The following is an 18900-nucleotide window of genomic DNA, read 5'->3' on the forward strand; positions in this document are numbered from 1 at the left end:
CCGGCGGGCTTTTGCGTTTCTACACGGGCAGGCACGCCGCATGCTGGCTGAAGGGAAACATTTGATTACGAAACCGACACCTTGCTGACAAGCGCACACATCTGGATACGGCGTGCGGCGATAAGATCAAAAAGCAAGGACGATGGTTTATTTCCACATGACCATTCCCGGACACAATGAATGGAGTCAGCATCATGAAATCGATTCGTCAACTCGGTACGTTTGCGACGATCGTCGCGCTTGTCGCAAGTCTTTCCGCATGTGAGGGCATGACCACGCGGCAACGCGACACGGTAATCGGCGCGGGTGTGGGCGGCGTGGCGGGCGGGCTGATCGGCGGCAATGCACTGTCGACGATTGGCGGTGCGGCGGCAGGCGGCATCATCGGCAATCAGGTCGGCAAGTAAAAGCTGGCGACGCGTTCCTGCGAAGCCGGCTCAAGGGGGCAACCGTCTCGACTGCCAACGCCGAACGTCGCTCGCATCGACGGGCGTGCGTGCATGAGGACACACGACGTATGCGACCCGCACCATCTTGAGTGCGTGGCAAGTTGCTTTGCAACGAGGTGAAATACGCCGTTACGGTTTTGCAATCCTGTCTGCGCCACGGCGGCGTAAGCTCAAGCCATTACGCCCCGAATCGCGGCGTCCGATGCAAACAGGAGCGCGTCATGAAGTCCCCCGTCTTCAACTCTCTTTGCGCGATCGGCCAGCGGCTGCCGCGCGGCTTGCCCCGTCTGTCCCGAACCGGCATCGCGCTAGCCGGCGCGGCCTGCGCGTTGGCGCTGTCCGGCTGCTATTACCCTTACGGCTACTATCCGGGCTACTACCCGTATTACGCCTACGGCACGGTCCCGGCCAATGGCGCTCAGCAGGAAATACCTCTGGGGACCGCCGGCGATTCGGCCACCTCGCAACAGCAGCAGGCGCGGGCCAATTCGCAATCCCAGCCGCCGTCGTACGCGGTCGCCGAGCCGCCACCGCCCGTGTATGTTGCGCCCGCCTATCCGGTCTACTATCCGCCGCCGGTGTATCCGGCCTATTACGGCTACCCGGGCTGGTACGGGCCATCGGTCTCGATCGGTTTCGGTTTTGGTTGTTGCGGCCGTGGGTGGGGAGGCCGCGGCCACTGGCACTGAGCCTAAGCACTGAATCTGACTGCCGAATCTGACCGCTGAATCTCATCGCTGAATTTCACGGCCGAATCTCACCGCTGAATCTCGCTGACCCACTTTGACCGTCCCGTGCCCGCATGTGTCAGGGCACGGGACGGACCCACGCGGCTTAACGCGCGCACCCCGCATCGTCCGAAAACCGGCGTGTCCGCCAGCACGCGCCATGCCGCACGGGACCGGCCTCACGCGCATCAAGCCGCGACGATCCCGGCAGACAAGACTCGTGCGCCCTTCTTTCCTCCGCCCGTACTTTCCCTTCTTGACGCGCCCCAATCGGGCCCTATGCTTGGGAAAGCCACACGCAGTACCCGTTTAAATAAGCGACCCGGTCCGTCTTCGACGCGCCGCCGACGCTCATCCGTCCTGCCAGAGCGACGCGCCCCGTAGTGCGTAGTCCCGCGTCGAATCGAACAACAACGAAGGAGACGTGATGTTTCACCAACTACTCACTCCAGTCGGCAATTCGCTATTGCTCTCGTTTCTCGTCGCCGCCCTGCCGATCATCGTCGTGCTGCTATTGCTCGGCTGGGCGCGCCGGCCGGCCTGGCAGGCGTCGCTCGCCGGCCTGATCGTCGGGCTGATCGTGGCGATTTTCGTCTGGCAGTTCCCGGTGGGACTCGCGGCCGCTTCGGTCGCCAACGGTGCGGTGTTCGCCTGCTGGCCGGTGATGTGGATCGTGTTCACCGCGATCCTGCTCTACAACATCTCGCAGCGCTCGGGCCGCTTCGCGGCCTTCCGCATGTGGATGATCGATAACCTGCCGAACGATCGCCGCGTCGTGCTGGTGGTGATCGGCTTTTCGTTCGGCGCGCTGTTCGAAGGGATTTCCGGCTTCGGCACGCCGGTCGCGATCACCAGTTCGCTGCTGATCCTGCTCGGCTTCCCCACGCTCGAGGCACTCACCTTCACCTTGATCTTCAACACCGCGCCGGTCGCGTTCGGCGCGCTGGGCGTACCGATCACGGTGCTCGGCGCGGTCACGCACCTGCCGGCCGACTCGCTCGCCAAGATGGTCGGACGGCAATTGCCGTTTTTCGCCTTGTTGCTGCCGTTCTACGTGATCGGCGTGTATGCGGGCTTTCGTAACATGCTGCGCGTGTGGCCGGTGCTGCTGGTGTCGGGCGCCAGTTTCGCGCTGACCCAGTTCGTCACGGCGAATTACGTGAACTACAGTTTGACCGACGTGCTGTCGTCGCTCGTGTCGCTGATTCTCACCATCGCGTTCCTGCGCGTCTGGCGGCCCGCCGCCGATCCGAAGTTCGCGATCAACATCGATCGCGTGGGCGAGGTGCGCGGCAAGATCAGTGGCGGCCAGGGCTGGTATCCGTGGATCATCGTCTCGGCGGTGGTGATCGTGTGGACCGTCGCCAAGATCTTCCTGATCGGCGACGTCAAGGTGCCGTGGCCGGGCCTCGACAAGGCCGTGTTCATCACCCTGTACAACACGCCGTACGGCGCGGTGTGGGACTTCCAGCCGCTCGCCACCGGCACGGCGATTCTGGTGGCCGCCATCATCACGACGCTCGTGACGGGTCTGGGGGTGCGCGAATTCGGCAAGGCCATTGCCGACACGTGGGTCCAGACGCGTATCGCCATTCTGACGGTGGCGACCATCGTCGCCCTCGCCTATCTGATGAACTACTCGGGGCTCACCTATACGCTCGGGCTTGGCGCCGCGTCGGTCGGACCGTTCTTTCCGCTGGTATCGGCGTTCCTCGGCTGGGTCGCGGTGTTCCTGTCGGGCAGCGATACGTCGGGCAACGCGCTGTTCGGCAACCTGCAGGTGGTGGCGGCCCATCAGTTGAACCTGAGCCCGGTCCTGATGGCGGCGACCAATTCGTCGGGCGGCGTGATGGGCAAGATGATCTCGCCGCAAAACATCTCGACCGGCGTGGCGACGACCGATCTCAAAGGCAAGGAAGGCGTCGTGTTCGCCAAGACCTTCAAGCATTCGATTCTGCTGACGGTGGTCCTCGGCTTACTGGTGTGGGTGCAGCAGAACTTCCTGCAGGGAATGATCCCGCACTGACGCGTGCCCGGCCCGTCGACGTCACAGCGCGCTTGCCGACTCCTTGAAACGGCAAGCGTGCGCGATGGGCCTGACCGCCGCCGCATCGCCGCATCGCCGCATCGCTGCACCGCCGCATCGCCGCATCGCCGCATCGCCGCATCGCCGCATCGCCGCAATATAATTCACGCTCCGTGGACACCTGCCCCGCCGGGCGTGTAATTCCGTATTTATCGCCCCAATGTCATCGTAATTTTTCTCACATCAGCGTGAGAATTGCTCGTTTTGCAGCGGCTTTGACTGCGTCTACGATGGCGACTATCGGACGCCCCTTATCCCCCGAATCTTGCCGTTTCATTCCAGCCTGAAACGTTTCGCGCGATCGCGCTGCTACGATGCATGGGCGTCCCGACTCAACCGCGCGTGGCGCCACGACAATGAATGCCAAAAGCCTGCTGCAATTGCTGATCCTCGCCGCCCTGTGGGGCGCCTCGTTTCTGTTTATCCGCGTCGGCGTGACCGACTTCGGCGTCGCGCCACTGATGGCGTTGCGCGTCGGCATCGGCGCGGCCTTTCTCGCTGTCGTCCTGATCGCACGGCGGCCGCTGCGCCAGTCCGCGGCGATCCTGCGCACGCGCGCCTTTCCGCTGCTGGTGGTGGGCATTCTGAATTCGGCGGCGCCGTTCTGCCTGTTCGCCTATGCCGAGCTGACGCTGTCGGCGGGCGTGACGTCCGTGATCAATGCGACCACGCCGCTGTGGGGCGGGCTCGTCGGCTTCCTGTGGCTGCGCGACCGTCTGAGCGCGCTGCGCACGCTTGGTCTGGTGATCGGCTTTCTCGGCGTCCTGATGCTGGTGTGGGATCAGATCGCCGCGCCGAACGGTTCGGCCGCCACACCGCTGACCACCGCGCTCGCGGCGGCCGCCGCACTCGGCGCCACACTGCTTTACGGCGTCGCCGCCAATTACACGAAGCGCCACCTGACCGGCGTCGATGCATTGACTGTTGCGACCGGCACGATGACCGGCGCGACCATCGTCCTGCTGCCGCTCGCCGTGATCTACTGGCCGGCCGCGCCGATCTCGCTGCACGCATGGGCCGCGGTCATCGCGCTGGGCATCGCGTGTACCGGCGTCGCTTACATGCTGTTCTTCCATCTGATCGCGGTGGCCGGGCCGGCACGCGCGATTACGGTGACCTTCGTGATTCCGATCTTCGGCATTCTATGGGGTGCGCTGTTTCTCGGCGAAACCGTGTCGCCGGGCATGCTGGAAGGCTGTGGCGTGATTCTCGTCGGTACCGCGCTTGCCACGGGCGTGGTCAAGCGCCTGCCGTGGGTCGGGCCGCGCCGCGCCGACACCTGAAAGCCGCCTCGCGCGATACGTTCGGCGCGATCCGCTCCTCGCCCAGGCGAAAGCCGCGCCGACACCGAAACACAGCGTTCGCGCGATGTCTCCAACATCGCCGGTTGTCCGCCTTGCACTGTTCGTCGCGTCAACAGCCTCTTAGCCCATTCCTCGCCGCCAAAAAAATAGCCCGCACTCCGTTGGAGTGCGGGCGAAACCGTCGCCCTACGAGGATAGGCGACGGGGCCACCGAGGCCGCGCGCCATGCGCGCCGGCCATCATCGGGCTAAGCACCGGTTCGTTCGCCGGTGCTGAAAGGGTCTGGAAATCGCCGCTCGGACAAGCGTCGCAAGCTCACGCCGGATGTTACGAATCCGGCCCCATGAGCCTTTAAAAGCAGCTTGCGTGCCAGTTATGAAGACCCGCAAGAAATAGTTCGCAAATCATTGATTTTTATTACATTTTTTTGCGAAGAAAGGGGGTATGCAGGGTCCGGCGAAGGAGTATCGCGAGTTACGTCACCGGGGTAACGTCACGTTACATGCGGCCGCACAGGGAGACGGCCGCGCGGACTTGCTTCATGCGTTTGAAGCAAGCCGGCCATCAACGCACCGGCCATTTCGCACGTTGTGCAGCAGTAGACCGGACCCGCAATTCCGTTGACCGCCGCGTCTCGCGCCGCTCCAGCGCCGCGCCGCAGACAAGCGCCAGGACGAGCAAGCTCGCCGCCCACATCCAGTAAGGAATCACGTCGAACATGGCCATCCCCCGTCAAGCCTCGCCGGTTCATACCGGTGTTTCAGACAGAAAGCAAAACACGTGCTCGCCGTGATAGCGGCCTATGGCTTGCGGCGCCACCGATAAATTGCGGACGTAAAAAAACCCGCCCGGTTTGCCTTCCGGGCGGGCTCTCAGACAGCGTTCGCTGCTTGCTATGTCTTCGTTCAGCGCAACTGGTCGACCATCAGACCCATGATCTGCTTGGCCTGCGGGCTCTGATCGATGGTTCCCTTGTCGTCGACCACGGCCACGCGGGTCTGATCAGGCGTCACCGCACGCACGTTCACGAGATACTGCTTGGCGACCTTTTCCTTCTTGCCGTGGAACACCTGGCTCCAGAAGCCCTGCTCCGCCGACGTCAGATCCTTCGGATCGACGTAGCGCACGAAGTACAGACCGCGGCTCGCATCGCGATCGTCGACAGTGAAGTTGCTACGGTCGAGCGCGAGGCCCACGCGCAGCCACGCACGGTCATACGGCTCGCTGAGCGTCAGCTCGGTGGACGAGAACTGTGCCGCCGTGCTGTTCGCCGCGTCATCCGGCATGGGCGGTTGCGCCGACAGCGCGACGTTTTGCGCCGCTGTCGCCGCAGCCGCCGATTTCGCACCTGCCGTAGCCGCGTTCGGCGCCGTTTGCGCTCCCGCCGGCGAGAGTTCGGCGCTTTGCGTCGTACGCGAATCGGCCAGCGCCAGCGCCGCCATCAGCCGCTTCAGGTATTCCTGTTCGAGACCCGGATCGTTCGGCTTGGCCTCCCACTTGGTCGAGTCGCTGTTCGTGCCGCTGATCGCCTCGCGCATGCCCTTCTGGCTGATGAATACGTAGGTGCCGCCGTTCGGCGCCGCTTCGAGACGCGTGCGGTACTTGTTGCGCACGGAGCTCACATAGCTGTTGCCCATGGCCTTTGAGAGCGTGTCGCGGATCAGGCCTTCGTTGATCTGGGCGCGCGTTTCGTTCCAGTCCGTTTCCATCACGCCCTTGTCGCGCTGATCGACCACCAGCAGGAAACCCTGTTCCTGCCAGAAACGGCGAATTTGCGCCCAGGCCTGGTCGGGCGCCTTGTTGTCGATTACAAGCCAGCTTTCCGTTCCGTCGCGCTGGATGTGCATGCCGTTCACCGGCGGCACCACCGTCAGGGTGTTGGCGGCCGGTGCTTGCGCCTGAACCTGCTTAAGCGTGGACAGCGAGGTTTCGCCGCCTTGCGGGGGCAACGAACGCTGATCGGACGTCTCATCGATCATGTTCGGCGGTACGGCAAGTGACACTTGCTTCGATTTCGAGTCGCTTTTGTAGTCGATTTTGGTCGGCGACGACGTACCGCAGCCGGCGACCAGACCGCCTGCCATCAGCATTACTGCAAACCGCTTGGTAAGACGAAGATCAGTCATGTTCGGGGAATCCTTCCGCTACGCCACGGCAAGTTTCCGTGGATCAACCCAACATTTTACCGATCCCGGCGGGACATGTGCAAAAACCGGGTTTTGCCCATGAATCGAGCGGTGCGCGGATGGCATGGCGCGGGCTGAGTCGACCGGCGCCGAGGCCGCCGAATCGCCCCGGCTTGACACACTTTCCGGCACGGGAAAGAGCGCCGGTTCATGACCGCGATCCTCACCCTCGGCCGCGGATTTAACAATCCACAACACTTCCCAAGCACCAATCAGATACGCCCTACTTCATTGTCAGACCCTTGTTTTAAAAGACACTTTTCATCCTCGTCACAGGCTATTTTCGAGATTGCCTGAAGCGGCGCACGTCCCTCCTGACAACCTTCAGGAAACCTGAGTGTTATCTTGAATTGAACGTCTCAATAAAGATTGAGCGCCTCCACTGCGAGACAGGTTGCCATGCCAAATCCTTCTTCCTTACCGGCTCTTGCCGTCCCGGCAATGCTGGCTGCCCTGCTGTGCGCCAGTGCCGGCGCGCACGCCGAATTAGGCGGCACGATGCCCATCCTGGCCAATTCAACAGCCGCGGCGCCCCAAACCCTGCTGAACGGCGCCTTGCGCCTGCGCACGCTGACTGACTCCGGCACCACCATCAACGAGTACGCCACGAATAGCGGCCAGATCATCGCTTACACGTGGCAAGGCCCAACCATGCCGGATCTGCGCGCGCTGCTGGGAAAGTACGCCGACGCCTACAGGACGGGCGCCGCCGCGTCCGCGCCGGACGGCAATCTGCATGCCTCGCGGGTGGTTCGCCCGGACGTGATCGTGGAATCCGGGGGGCCGATGCGCGGCTATGCGGGACGCGCGTGGCTGCCGGCCGCCTTGCCCCCCGGCGTCACAGCCGGCGATTTCCACTGACGCCGCGCTCATGCTGTGAGAACAACGCCTCGACGATCGATTGCCGACACCATCATGAAAACCGCTTTCCCGTTCCATGCCCTGCTTCATGCCTTGCCCCATGCCCTGCTCCTCGTCTGCGCGGCGCTCGTCGGCTGTGGCGGCGGTAGCGGCGGCTCCGCCGGCTCGTCACAGACAGCAGCAGACAGTCCGGCCAGCAGTCCGAGCGCGGCCGGCCCATCAGGCGCCAGCACGCCAGCTGGCGGCGCCGTCTCGAGCACGGCCACCTCCGTCCCGCAATCGAACACACCGAACGTCCAGCCGATCACGGTCACCACGGCGCCGGGTCTGACGCGCAACATGCTGACAACCAGCGTCACCGTCTGCCAGCCCGGCACCGGCAACTGCGCGACGATCGACAATATTCAGGTCGACACCGGCTCGAACGGACTGCGGATTCTCGCGTCCGCGCTACCGGCCCGCCTCTCGCTCGCGGCGGTGGCTTCCGGCAGCGGCGTGACGGGCGAGTGCGCGGTGTTCGGCGGCGGCTACGCGTGGGGCGCGGTGCGCAGCGCGGACGTGCAGATGGCCGGCCAGCTGGCCGCCTCGATCCCGATCCAGCTGATCGCCGACCCAGCGCTGCCCAACGTGCCGACCGACTGCGCCGGCTCGGGCCCGTCGATGCTGAGCGTCGCGAGCCTGCGCGCCAACGGTATTCTCGGCGTCGGCCTGTTCTCGGCCGACTGCGGCGGCGGCTGCGTCAATACGGCGCTGCCCCGCTGGTACTACAGCTGCGACACCAGCGGCGCCTGCCTCGCGAGTGCGCAGGCGCTTGCGCAGCAGGTCACCAATCCGGTCAGCCGATTCGCGCTCGACAACAACGGCGTGGTGATCGACCTGCCGGCGATCGCCGACGCGGGCGCGGTAAGCGTGTCAGGCTCGCTGATCTTCGGAATCGGCACTCAGGCGAACAACGCGCTCGGCGGCGCAAGCGTGGTCAAGGCAAATCGGGTCACGGGGTATGTGGTCACCGCCAGCGCCGGCCGGACGTATGCGCAAAGCTACGTCGACAGCGGCTCGAACGCGCTCTTTTTCAACAGCGACCAGTTGCCGCAATGCGGTTACTGGTACTGCCCAAGCTCGACGCAAACAGCGAGCGCCTCGATCGTTGGCACCGATGGCGCGACGAACACGGTGTCGTTCGAGATCGGCAATTCGCGCACGCTCTTCGCGTCGTCGAACAACGCGTTCGACAACCTGGCCGGCATCGCCAGCAACAGCTTCGGCTGGGGCCTGTCGTTCTTTTTCGGACGGCGGGTCTACACGGCGATCGCGTCGCGTGCGACGTCGGCCGGGCCTGGTCCGTATTTCGCCTTCTGAGTGCTCGATGCCGGCATCCGCCTTAAGCAAACTGCGGCGTTGGGCGGCCTCGATTGCGCGCGCGAGCAGCCCTCCTGCCAACGTCAAACTTCCGCACTGAAACAGATAAATCCCACAGCCCGTTCGGATTTTCCCGCGTGGAAAATTCCCAAATTCTCATCGCGGCCTTATTTGATACGGCCTGACTGCAATAATCGTCCGTTCCGGCTAGCGTCGTCCCGATATCGTTAGTCCTGCCTATCTAATAACAGCCAAACGATGGACCTCACCTTTTCACTCGACCATTTCGAGCACCTTGTTTATACGCAACAGCACGCTCAGGCCTCGGTCCAGCTCATCGCCGCACTCGCATGCCTGCAGCACACGCGCGGCGAACTGGACGCAAGTTTCCAGGCTTCGGGCATGATCGGCCTGTCTGCCGGAGAGCAGCGCCAGCGTTTCTGCACGCGCCTGACAAGCGCCGCGTCGACGTTGTTCGCCGACCCGGATTTCCGGCTGCCCACCGAGTGCTTCAGATTGCTTCTCACGCTGCATGAATGGATCGGCGTGCTGTTCTCGGTCACGGCGGCGGGCAATGCGGACCACGTTTCCCGGCATCTGAATCCCCGCGGCCCGGCAGACGGTCAGTTTTTACCGGGAGACGGCTTCATCGAGAAGCTATGCGTGCTCTACTCGACCGAGTCCGAACTGGAACTCGACTTCGCCGCGCTCTGGGCCTACGACAAAACCATCGCGGCCTGTCTCGCGCTCGTGTTGCTGGCACCGGCGTTCAAGGGCTCGCCGAACGCGCATCTCAAGCGTGAGGCGCTGCTGGAGTGGCTGCCGGGCAAGCTGCGGCAAATCGACGACCTCGACGCGCTGCCATCGGCCGTGCTGCACAACGCCTATATGTTCTGCAGCTATGCCGACACGCCCCGGCGGCATGCGATCAAGCAGGACATCAATGTGCTGGTGCGCCGCAAGCTGGAACAACTCGGTCTTGCCGACCTGCCCGCAGCGAAACCCACGCCTGCCCGAGGCAAACCGCGGCGGCGCAAGAAGCCCTTGATGGTAGTCGTGCTGGAGTGGTTCAGCGGCGCCCATTCGATCTACCGCACGCACTCGCGTACGCTCGAAGCCGCGCGCGAACATTTCGAGGTCGTGGGCTTCGGCTTCGGTTACGCCGTCGACGAAGTGGGGCGGAACATCTTCGACCGTTTCATTGAACTGGAGCAGCCGGAATACGTCGGCCAGTGTCTGAAGACGATTCGCGACTTTGCCGAAGCCGAGCAGCCGGACGTGTTGTACATGCCGAGCGTCGGCATGTTCGTGCTGACCGTTTTCATGTCCAACCTGCGCATCGCGCCGCTGCAGATCGCCGCGCTCGGCCACCCCGCCACCACGTACTCCGACAGAGTCGACTACATCAGCGTCGAAGAGGACTATGTCGGCGATCCGGCCTGCTTCAGCGAACGGCTGATGAAGCTGCCGAAAGACGGGCAACCGTACCGTCCGTCCGTGGCGCTGCCGGACATCGTCGCGCAGATTCCGTCGCGCCGCGAGACGCTGCAGATCGTCATCACCGCGAGCGCGATGAAACTCAATCCCGGTTTTCTCGATGCGTGCCGCGAGATCGGCGCGCGCGCCGCGACGCCGGTCGAGTTTCACTTCATGAGCGGCGTGCCGTCAGGTCTGTCATTCGACCGTCTGCGCGATGTCATCGCACGCGCCGTGCCGGGCGCCGTCGTGCACGACTTTCATGACTACGCCGCGTATCTGGCGCGCGTCAACCAGTCCGATCTGTTCCTCAGCCCGTTTCCGTTCGGCAACACCAACGGTATCGTCGATTCACTGACGCTCGGCTTGCCAGGCGTATGCAAACGCGGACCGGAAGTGTTCGAGCAGATCGACGGCGCGCTGTTCGGACGCATGGACATGCCGTCGTGGACCACCACGGACAGCGTCGAGGCGTATATCACGGCGGCCGTGCGAATGATCGACCAGCACGACGAGCGCACGGCGCTGCGCCAACACCTGATCGATACGCAGGCGGTGCAACGCTGCTTCGAAGGGCGGCCGCAGGCCTTCGGCGAAAGCGTGCTGAAGCTGATGCGCGAAAACAAAAGCCGCCTCGCGGATGGGGCGGCTTGAGGTTTGGGATTCGCGGTTTGCGGTTTGGGATTCGCGGTTTGCGGTTTGCGGTTGGCGGTTGGCGGTTGGCGGTTGGCGGTTGGCGGTTCGCAGTTCGCAGTTCGCAGTTCGCAGTTCGCAGACCGCAGATCGCAGTTGACGAGGCGCCGGCGAAATCCGGCTAACCTCGTCGTGAGCGAGGTTTTACTCCGCGGCTTCGCTGGCAGCGCCATCGGGCGGCGTGGCGAACTTTGCCGGCGCCAACCAGCTGAATACGCTGAGCGCGGACCCGTGGAACGTGCACTCGGCGGCCGCTGCCGTGTTGATCTTCTTCGGCTTGGCCGGTTTGAGCGAAGCTGCCTCGCCTCCCGACGCGGCGACGCTTGCCGAAGCGGCCGACGCAGCCGAAGCCGCTCCAGCCGTCACGCCCGAGGCAGCCGCAACGGAGGAAGCCCCCTCCACAGCCGACGCCGCACGCGCGTCGGAAGCCGGGTGAGGCGCATTCGCCAGTTTCGCGGCGGAAGCTGCCGCCGCTGCCGCCGAAGCGGCCGCAACCTCCGACGCCGTCATTACATGCTCGATCGATCCTTCGACAACCACCCGCGAGCCGTCGATAGCGGCGCCCGTATGAGCGATCTTCAGCGTATCCGGCGACGTGGCGGCCAGCTTGCTTCGCATCAACTGCTCGCATGCATCCGAGTTCTTGTAGACGGCCGTGCAGGCCGCCAGCAGCGCGGCAGCGGTCGTGACGCAGGCGATAGAGAGAATCCGAATCTTCATTGATGTTCCGTTTTGCAAGCCGTCGGCAATTGTAGCTTACGGGCTGACCGATCGGCATCGCCGCCGACCACGGGATGGCAAGGCATCGCGCGGGAAGTTGCCGAACCGCGCATCGCGCCAGACAAAGAGACGGCTTGACCGCGACGGCTTGCATCGGCATCGTGTTGACCGGCCGCCATGTCCGTGACGCGCCGCCTCTTCACCCGTACCCGCTTCATGGATGCGGATTCGCATTTTCCACTGTGCATTGACCGGCTTTCCCGCATGTTCAGCCTTGCCCTGCTCGCGGTCGCGGCGTATGCCGCCACCAACATCGACAACCTTTTCGTGCTGCTCGCCTTTCTTGCTGAAACGGGCGGCCAGCGGCGTCGCGTGATCGCCGGGCAGTTCGCCGGTTCGCTGACCTTGATCGCGGGGTCGATTCTGCTCGCTGCCCTATTGACACGATTGCCGGCCGGCTATGTCGGTTTGCTCGGCATCATGCCGATCGTCGTCGGCCTGAGCAAAGCGTGGACGCGTTTTCGCCCCGGCAACGCGGATCAGGAACGGGAGGCGAGCACTCGCTCACCGGCCACGCCGACTGCGGCCGGCGCAGCTTCGTCATGGTGGACAGTCGCGTGCGTGGCGGTCGCCAACGGCTCGGACAATCTCGCCGTCTACGTGCCCTTGTACGCGAGTCATTCGCATGGCGAGGGCATGCTCATCTCGCTGGTGTTCGTCGCCATGATCGGCCTCTGGTGCGCAGGCGCGGTATGGCTGGTGGAGCATCCGTTGCTGGGCGCGCCGATCCGGCGCTACGGCACGGCCTTGCTGCCGCTGATCCTGCTGGTCATTGGCGTCTCGGTGATCGTGCAGAACGATACCCTGCGGATCGTGTTCGGGATATGAGCCGCACGTGGTTACCGAGGCACGACGCAGCACGACCGGCCGTCGCCCGCGCGAACGCTCGGTTCGGCGGCACTTACGGCTGCATTTACAACGGCATTTACGGCGGCACGTAGGTGCACGTCGGCGCGCACATTGGCGCCTCGTATCCGGGCTAATACCGCAGGTGCATATCGCTATGCCGAATGGCGATTTCTTTCCTGCCTGATCGCGCCCGATAATGGGTGCCATGAACGCCCACCCCACTCCCCAGGCCCGCGCGCTACGTTCCACGCTCGTGGCACTGAGCGCGGCGCTGCTGCTGGCCGCCTGCGCCGCTCCGACAGCATCGACTTCCCCGACGGCGGCCGATTCCGCTTCGCTCGATGCCGCCATTTCCGGACCACAGCGCAGCGACAAGAACCGCGCACGCGATGTCTACCGCCATCCGAAGGAAACGCTGCAATTCTTCGGCGTGACGTCGTCGCAAACCGTGCTGGAGATCGCACCCGGTGGCGGCTGGTACACGGAGATACTCGCGCCCTATCTGCACGACCACGGCACGCTGTACGAGGCGCAATACGACAGCCCGGACCCCGCGTCGGCGGCGGAAGAGCAGGCTGGCCGGGCATCGTTCGCGCGCAAGCTGGCGGCTGCACCGGCTGTCTATGGCAATGTGGCGGCCGGCACGCTGAGAGCGGGTCAATTCAGCGGCTTTCCGGCAGACGGCAGCGTCGACCAGGTGCTGACCTTCCGCAATATCCACAACTGGATCAAGGACGGCCAGATCGACGCCAACCTGCGCGCCTTTTACGCGGCACTCAAGCCGGGTGGCATCCTCGGTGTCGAAGAACATCGCGCCGCGCCGGGCACGTCCTTGCAACAGACGATCGACAGCGGCTATGTAACCGAAGCCTATGTCATCGAACACGCACGCGCGGCCGGTTTCGAACTGGCTGGACAAAGCGAGGTGAACAGCAATCCGCGCGACACGAAAAACTATCCGCACGGTGTGTGGTCGCTGCCGCCCACGTATGAAGGCCGCGACGTCGACCGGGCGAAGTACGCGGCAATCGGCGAATCGGATCGGATGACCTTGCGCTTCGTGAAACGCCGGTGACAGGTACGACCGGCGCGGCCAGCCGGGGTTCGGTCCGGGGTTCGGTCCGGGGTTCAGTCCGGGGTTCAGTCCGGGGTTCAGTCCGGGGTTCGGTCCGGGGTTCAGCCGGGGTTCAAGCACGAGTTCCAGCCCAGACTCAAGCACGCGCCGGCCAGGCTATGCCGTTCCCGCCGGCGCGCGCTTCGCCGCGCCACGCTTGACGACGTCTCAATAATATGTTCCTATTGCGCACTATGTACCGCGCCCAGACCACCCCATCGCTACTACTAGCCCGCTCTACCGGGCTAGGTCTGCTGCTGCGCGCTTCCATCTGATACACCCGAAGCACCGCTCAATTCCCCAGTAACTGACCCAGCCCCGGTTTCCGACCGGCGGCCATGCTTTGTCTTTTCGTCGTCCGGTCGACACCCAGGTTGATCGATCCCAAGGATGATGAAAATGTTGAAGAACCCCGCTACCAAGTACCACTCGTTCAAGCCCATCAATTTGACCGACCGCCAGTGGCCGTCGCGCGTCATCACGCGTGCGCCGATCTGGATGAGCACCGACCTGCGCGACGGCAATCAGGCGCTGTTCGAGCCGATGAACGCGCAGCGCAAGATGCGCATGTTCAAGACGCTGGTGCAGATCGGCTTCAAGGAAATCGAAGTCGCTTTTCCGTCTGCCTCGCAGACCGACTTCAATTTCGTGCGTGAGTTGATTGAAGGCGGGCACATCCCCGACGACGTCACCATCGAAGTGTTGACGCAAGCTCGCGACGACCTGATCGAACGCACCTTCGAATCCTTGCGTGGCGTGCCGCGCGCCATCGTCCATCTGTACAACGCGACCGCGCCGGAATTCCGCCGCATCGTGTTCGGCCTCGAAAAGAGCGGCGTCAAGGAACTCGCGCAAAACGCCGCGCGCACGATGAAGCGTCTCGCCGACGCCGCACCGGAAACGCACTTCACGCTGCAATACAGCCCGGAAGTGTTCAGCGGCACCGAACTCGAATTCGCGAAGGAAGTATGCGACGCCGTGTTCGACATCTGGCAACCAACGCCCGAACACAAAGCGATCGTCAACCTGCCGGCTACCGTCGAAATGGCCACGCCGAACGTGTACGCGGACCAGATCGAATGGATGCATCGCAATCTCGCGCGTCGCGATTCGCTGATCGTTTCGGTGCATCCGCATAACGATCGGGGCACGGCCGTGGCTGCCGCGGAACTGGCGGTGATGGCGGGAGCGGATCGTGTCGAAGGGTGTTTGTTCGGCAATGGCGAGCGTACCGGCAATGTCGATCTCGTGACGCTCGCGTTGAATCTGTACACGCAGGGTGTCGATCCTGAACTCGATTTCTCGAACATCAATGAAGTCGCGCGTACCGCCGAGGAATGCACGCAGTTGCCAGTGCATCCGCGCCATCCGTATGTCGGCGATCTGGTGTTCACCGCGTTTTCCGGCTCGCATCAGGATGCGATCAAGAAGGGGTTCGCCGTGCAGAAACCGGATGCGGTCTGGGAAGTGCCTTATATGCCGATCGATCCTAGCGATCTCGGGCGGACCTATGATTCGGTGATTCGCGTGAATAGCCAGTCCGGCAAGGGTGGCATTGCCTATCTGCTCGAGCAGGGTTATGGCGTTGTCTTGCCGCGCCGTCTGCAGGTCGATTTCAGCTCCGCCGTGCAGCGCTATACCGATGACAGCGGGCAGGAAGTGACGCCTTCGCAGATCTGGGAATTGTTCCAGCAGGAGTATGTGCAGAGTGCTGCACCGATTCGCTATATCGGACATAGTCTGTCCGAGCGCGGCGATCGCGAGCATATCAAGCTGACCGTTGAGATTCATGGCTCGCGGCGCGTTCTGAGCGGTGAAGGGAATGGGCCGCTTGATGCGTTGATGCATGCGATGGGTGTGCCGGTGCGGATTCAGCACTATGAAGAGCGGGCTTTGACTCAGGGCGCCGATGCGCGCGCTGTTGCCGTGGCCGAGATGGCCGGGGCGGATGTGGCTGGGAGCGCGTTTGGGGTTGGCGTCGATGCCAATCTGGTGACGGCTTCTATTCGGGCTGTGATTAGTGGGGTTAATCGCGCTTACGCGCGGGTTAATGCTGCTGCGCAGGAGCGGTTTTTTGAGGTGGCGCTTACTGATGACGCGGAGCGTGTGGCTGTTTGAGGTTGGCCTTTCCTTGGTCTGGGTTGGGTGCTTTTTCTTGAATTGTTTGTGGTCTATTAGCGTCGCCCCTGTGCGGGGCAGGCACTTACTTCTCTTTGCCGCCGCAAAGAGAAGTAAGCAAGAGAAAGCGGCTCAAACCACTCCTGCTAAGCGGGCTCCGTAGCTCACACAGGGTAGTGGTGCATCTGGAATCTGTGGTCGTGCACCTGCTTGCGCTTGTGACTAGGGAGTCATACCTCCCGACTTGCACTGCGTGCTCGCCGGAAGAGTCTGCTTCAAACCAGTGGTCTGTTTTTGTTTGTCGTTTTTTTTTGGGGCGCTTCGGCGCCCCTCTTCCGTTCTATTATGTCGGCGGTTGGCGACTGACTGGTTTTTTCCCGCTGCTCCCGTCAGCGCTGTTCTGTCCATTCGTCCGGCAAGCTGTGGGTCAGCGTCGATACGAAGCGCTCGGTTTCCGGTTTGCTCGGGTTCATGAAGACGTCCCGCGAAGGGCCCGCCTCGATCACTACGCCGTTGTTCAGAAACACTACGTCTCGCGCAATCGTCGCGGCAAGCCGCAAATCGTGCGTCGCCATCAGCATGGTCATGCCTTCCGTGGCGAGCTGCTTGAGTACGTCCACCACCTCCGCGGCCAGTCCGGGATCGAGTGCGGAGGTGGGCTCGTCGCATAACAATACTTCCGGCGATGGGGCCAACGCCCGCGCAATTGCCACGCGCTGCTGCTGGCCACCGGAAAGCGTCGAGGGCCATGCGTCGCCCTTGTGGGCAATGCCGACTTTCTCAAGCAACTCGTCCGCGCGTACCCGCGCTTTTTCCTTGTCCCACTTCTGGACGGTCAGCAGGCCTTCCATGACGTTCTGCCGTACCGTCAAATGCGGAAACAACTGGAAATTCTGGAATACCATGCCAGTGCGGCGGCGAATCGTCAGCACCGCCTCGCGCGATGGCTTGTGGTCGCGGCTGAATTCGAGGCGCTGATCGCCCAGTTCGAGAAATCCGGCCTCCGGAATTTCCAGCAGATTCACGCAACGCAGGAGCGTACTCTTGCCGCTGCCAGACGGGCCGATCAGTGCCGTGACGTTACCCGAAGCGAGCCGCAGGTCGACTGAACTCAGCACCCGATTCTCGCCGAAGTACTTGTCGATTTTTTCCAGTCGAATCATCAGTTGCCCGCGTGGAAAAGTGCGTGACGGCCAAACTTGCGCTCGAGCCGGACTTGCGCCGACGACAATACCGAACTGAACACGAGATAAACCAGCGCCGCCTCCGTGTAGAGAATCAACGGCTCATAAGTCACCGACGCAATCCGCTGCGCCGCCTGAAACACCTCCGGGACCGTCAGCACCGCGGCAAGCGAGGTGTCCTTCACCAACGCGATAAACGAGTTCGACAGCGGCGGCAGCGCGACGCGCGCCGCCTGCGGCAAGATCGCGCGGCGCAGCGCCTGCTCGCGCGTCATGCCCATCGAGTACGCCGCCTCCCACTGGCCCTTCGGAATCGACTCGATCACGCCGCGGATCACTTCCGAGTTATACGCGCCGACATTCAGCGAAAAGCCAATGATCGCCGCCGTCAACGGATCGAGCACGATGCCCACGTTCGGTAGTCCGTAGAAAATCACGAACAGTTGCACCAGCAACGGCGAGCCGCGAAACAACCACACGTAGAAGCGCACGCACGCGACCGCCCACCGCGGCCCGAACAGCCGGACCAGCGCGACCACAAACGCCAGCACGATCCCGATCGCGAACGATGCCAGCGTGAGCGGCACGGTAAAGACAAGCCCCGCGTACAGCAGGGGCCACAGCGACTGCGCCATCAGATGCAACCATGCCGGCATGATTCAGACTCGCAGATGACGCTTATTGGGAAACGTCTTTACCGAAATACTTCTGCGAAATCTTCGCGTAAGTGCCGTCTTTCTTGATGTCCGCGAGCGCCTTATTGATTGCCGCCTGCAATTCCGGGCTGCCCTTGCGAATCAGCACCGCGGATTTGTCGCTGCTATCCGCCGCCGTATCGAGTGCGGCGATCTTCACTTTCGCGTCCGGCTTGTGCTTCTTGAAATCCAGGAACGACAGCGAATCGTTCACGGTCGCATCGACCCGGCCCGCGGTCAACAGGTCGACCGATTCGTTGAAGCCCTGCACAGGAATCACCTCGGCGCCATGCGCGGCCGCGATCTTGCCGAAGTTGCTGGTCAGCGTATTGGCCGACTTCTTGCCCTTCAGGTCGTCGAACGTCTTGATCGTGGTGTTGTCCGAGCGCACGATCAGCGCCGCGTGCGAGGTGATGTACGGGTCCGAGAAATCGTATTTCGCCTTGCGTGCGTCGGTGACAGCGACTTCGTTGATCACGGCGTCGTAGCGGTTCACGTCGAGACCGGCGATCAGGCCGTCCCATTTGCCTTCGACGAATTGCGGCTTGACGCCGAGGCGTTGCGCGATCTCCGTGCCGATCTCGACGTCGAAGCCGGTCAGCTTGCCGGATTCATCGTGATACGTGAACGGTGCGTAGGTGCCTTCGGTGCCGATCTTGAACACGCCCGCGGATTTGATCTGCGCGAGTTCGTCAGCGGCGAATGCCGGGCTCAGGGTCACCGCTTGCAGCAACGCGATCAGTAAGATGGAACGAATCGACTTCATGAGGTGGCTCCGTAAAATTTGCTACGTCAGTTGCATGGTTTTGTGTGCGGCATTCCGCCGACGGTCAGACCCGGCAGAGTGGGCGGACTGTAGCAAACGGTCTGCGTTTTTACAAAGGATCAGGTTTCCGATCAATATGCGCTTGCGTGCTAAGCGGACAGCCAAGGCGTCTCGTGTAACGTTGAATGCGACTCTACAGCAGATATGGCAGACGCGGCATGCATCGCACCACGGAACGCGTGGCGGGCGCCA

16 protein-coding genes are annotated in these 18900 nt (G+C 63.0%); 10 read left to right on the forward strand and 6 right to left on the reverse strand.

The genetic code is table 11. The features are described from left to right. Positions 1-194: 194 nt before the first annotated feature. From DSC91_RS19405 to DSC91_RS19420, 4 genes are all read left to right on the forward strand, one after another. Positions 195-407: a glycine zipper 2TM domain-containing protein gene (locus DSC91_RS19405; protein ID WP_115780443.1), complete on the forward strand. Its 213-nt coding sequence runs from the start codon at positions 195-197 to the stop codon at positions 405-407. Positions 408-670: 263 nt separating this feature from the next. After that, on the forward strand, positions 671-1138 hold the full coding sequence (locus tag DSC91_RS19410; protein ID WP_115780444.1) for a hypothetical protein: 468 nt from the start codon (positions 671-673) through the stop codon (positions 1136-1138). A gap of 466 nt (positions 1139-1604) precedes the next feature. Further along, positions 1605-3203: an L-lactate permease gene (locus tag DSC91_RS19415; protein WP_115780445.1), complete on the forward strand. Its 1599-nt coding sequence runs from the start codon at positions 1605-1607 to the stop codon at positions 3201-3203. Between the two features lie 416 nt (positions 3204-3619). Then, on the forward strand, positions 3620-4546 hold the full coding sequence (locus tag DSC91_RS19420) for a DMT family transporter (RefSeq protein WP_115780446.1): 927 nt from the start codon (positions 3620-3622) through the stop codon (positions 4544-4546). Between the two features lie 585 nt (positions 4547-5131). Here the strand turns inward: DSC91_RS19420 and DSC91_RS37880 are convergent. Together DSC91_RS37880 and bamC are read right to left on the reverse strand one after the other, a co-directional pair. Further along, entirely contained in the window at positions 5132-5287 is a 156-nt protein-coding gene (locus DSC91_RS37880; RefSeq protein ID WP_167470515.1) for a hypothetical protein, read from the reverse strand. A gap of 185 nt (positions 5288-5472) precedes the next feature. Continuing rightward, complete coding sequence (gene bamC / locus DSC91_RS19425; protein ID WP_115780447.1) at positions 5473-6693, reverse strand: outer membrane protein assembly factor BamC; 1221 nt, start codon at positions 6691-6693, stop codon at positions 5473-5475. A 459-nt stretch (positions 6694-7152) separates the two neighbouring features. Here bamC and DSC91_RS19430 point away from each other — a divergent pair, with 459 nt between their 5' ends. From DSC91_RS19430 to DSC91_RS19440, 3 genes are all read left to right on the forward strand, one after another. Then, complete coding sequence (locus DSC91_RS19430; RefSeq protein ID WP_115780448.1) at positions 7153-7614, forward strand: DUF2844 domain-containing protein; 462 nt, start codon at positions 7153-7155, stop codon at positions 7612-7614. 54 nt (positions 7615-7668) lie between these two features. Further along, entirely contained in the window at positions 7669-8973 is a 1305-nt protein-coding gene (locus DSC91_RS19435; RefSeq protein WP_115780449.1) for a DUF3443 domain-containing protein, read from the forward strand. Between the two features lie 258 nt (positions 8974-9231). Then, positions 9232-11103 (forward strand): glycosyl transferase family 1, encoded by a 1872-nt coding sequence (locus DSC91_RS19440; protein WP_115780450.1) that lies wholly within the window; start codon positions 9232-9234, stop codon positions 11101-11103. A 183-nt stretch (positions 11104-11286) separates the two neighbouring features. Here DSC91_RS19440 and DSC91_RS19450 read toward each other — a convergent pair whose 3' ends face one another. Next, positions 11287-11862: a hypothetical protein gene (locus DSC91_RS19450; RefSeq protein WP_115780451.1), complete on the reverse strand. Its 576-nt coding sequence runs from the start codon at positions 11860-11862 to the stop codon at positions 11287-11289. 264 nt (positions 11863-12126) lie between these two features. Between DSC91_RS19450 and DSC91_RS19455 the strand changes: the two genes are divergently transcribed. From DSC91_RS19455 to leuA, 3 genes are all read left to right on the forward strand, one after another. Beyond that, positions 12127-12750, forward strand: coding sequence for a cadmium resistance transporter (locus tag DSC91_RS19455; protein WP_115783352.1), 624 nt, complete (start codon positions 12127-12129; stop codon positions 12748-12750). Positions 12751-12967: 217 nt separating this feature from the next. Next, positions 12968-13846, forward strand: a complete 879-nt coding sequence (locus DSC91_RS19460) for a class I SAM-dependent methyltransferase (RefSeq protein WP_115780452.1) — start codon at positions 12968-12970, stop codon at positions 13844-13846. A gap of 438 nt (positions 13847-14284) precedes the next feature. Continuing rightward, positions 14285-16003 carry a 2-isopropylmalate synthase gene (gene leuA, locus DSC91_RS19470; RefSeq protein ID WP_115783354.1) on the forward strand — a complete coding sequence of 573 codons (1719 nt, stop codon included), beginning with the start codon at positions 14285-14287 and terminating at the stop codon, positions 16001-16003. Positions 16004-16392: 389 nt separating this feature from the next. Here leuA and DSC91_RS19475 read toward each other — a convergent pair whose 3' ends face one another. Genes DSC91_RS19475 through DSC91_RS19485 form a run of 3 tightly spaced genes read right to left on the reverse strand, consistent with a single transcriptional unit; the run spans position 16393 to position 18648 of the window. Then, entirely contained in the window at positions 16393-17166 is a 774-nt protein-coding gene (locus DSC91_RS19475; protein WP_115780453.1) for an amino acid ABC transporter ATP-binding protein, read from the reverse strand. After that, positions 17166-17843: an amino acid ABC transporter permease gene (locus DSC91_RS19480; protein WP_115780454.1), complete on the reverse strand. Its 678-nt coding sequence runs from the start codon at positions 17841-17843 to the stop codon at positions 17166-17168. Before DSC91_RS19480 ends, DSC91_RS19475 begins: the two co-directional genes overlap by 1 nt. 22 nt (positions 17844-17865) lie before the next feature. Further along, positions 17866-18648, reverse strand: a complete 783-nt coding sequence (locus DSC91_RS19485) for an amino acid ABC transporter substrate-binding protein (RefSeq protein WP_115780455.1) — start codon at positions 18646-18648, stop codon at positions 17866-17868. Between the last annotated feature and the right edge of the window lie 252 nt (positions 18649-18900).

Source organism: Paraburkholderia caffeinilytica (genome assembly GCF_003368325.1).
GTDB classification, from domain to species: Bacteria; Pseudomonadota; Gammaproteobacteria; order Burkholderiales; family Burkholderiaceae; genus Paraburkholderia; species Paraburkholderia caffeinilytica.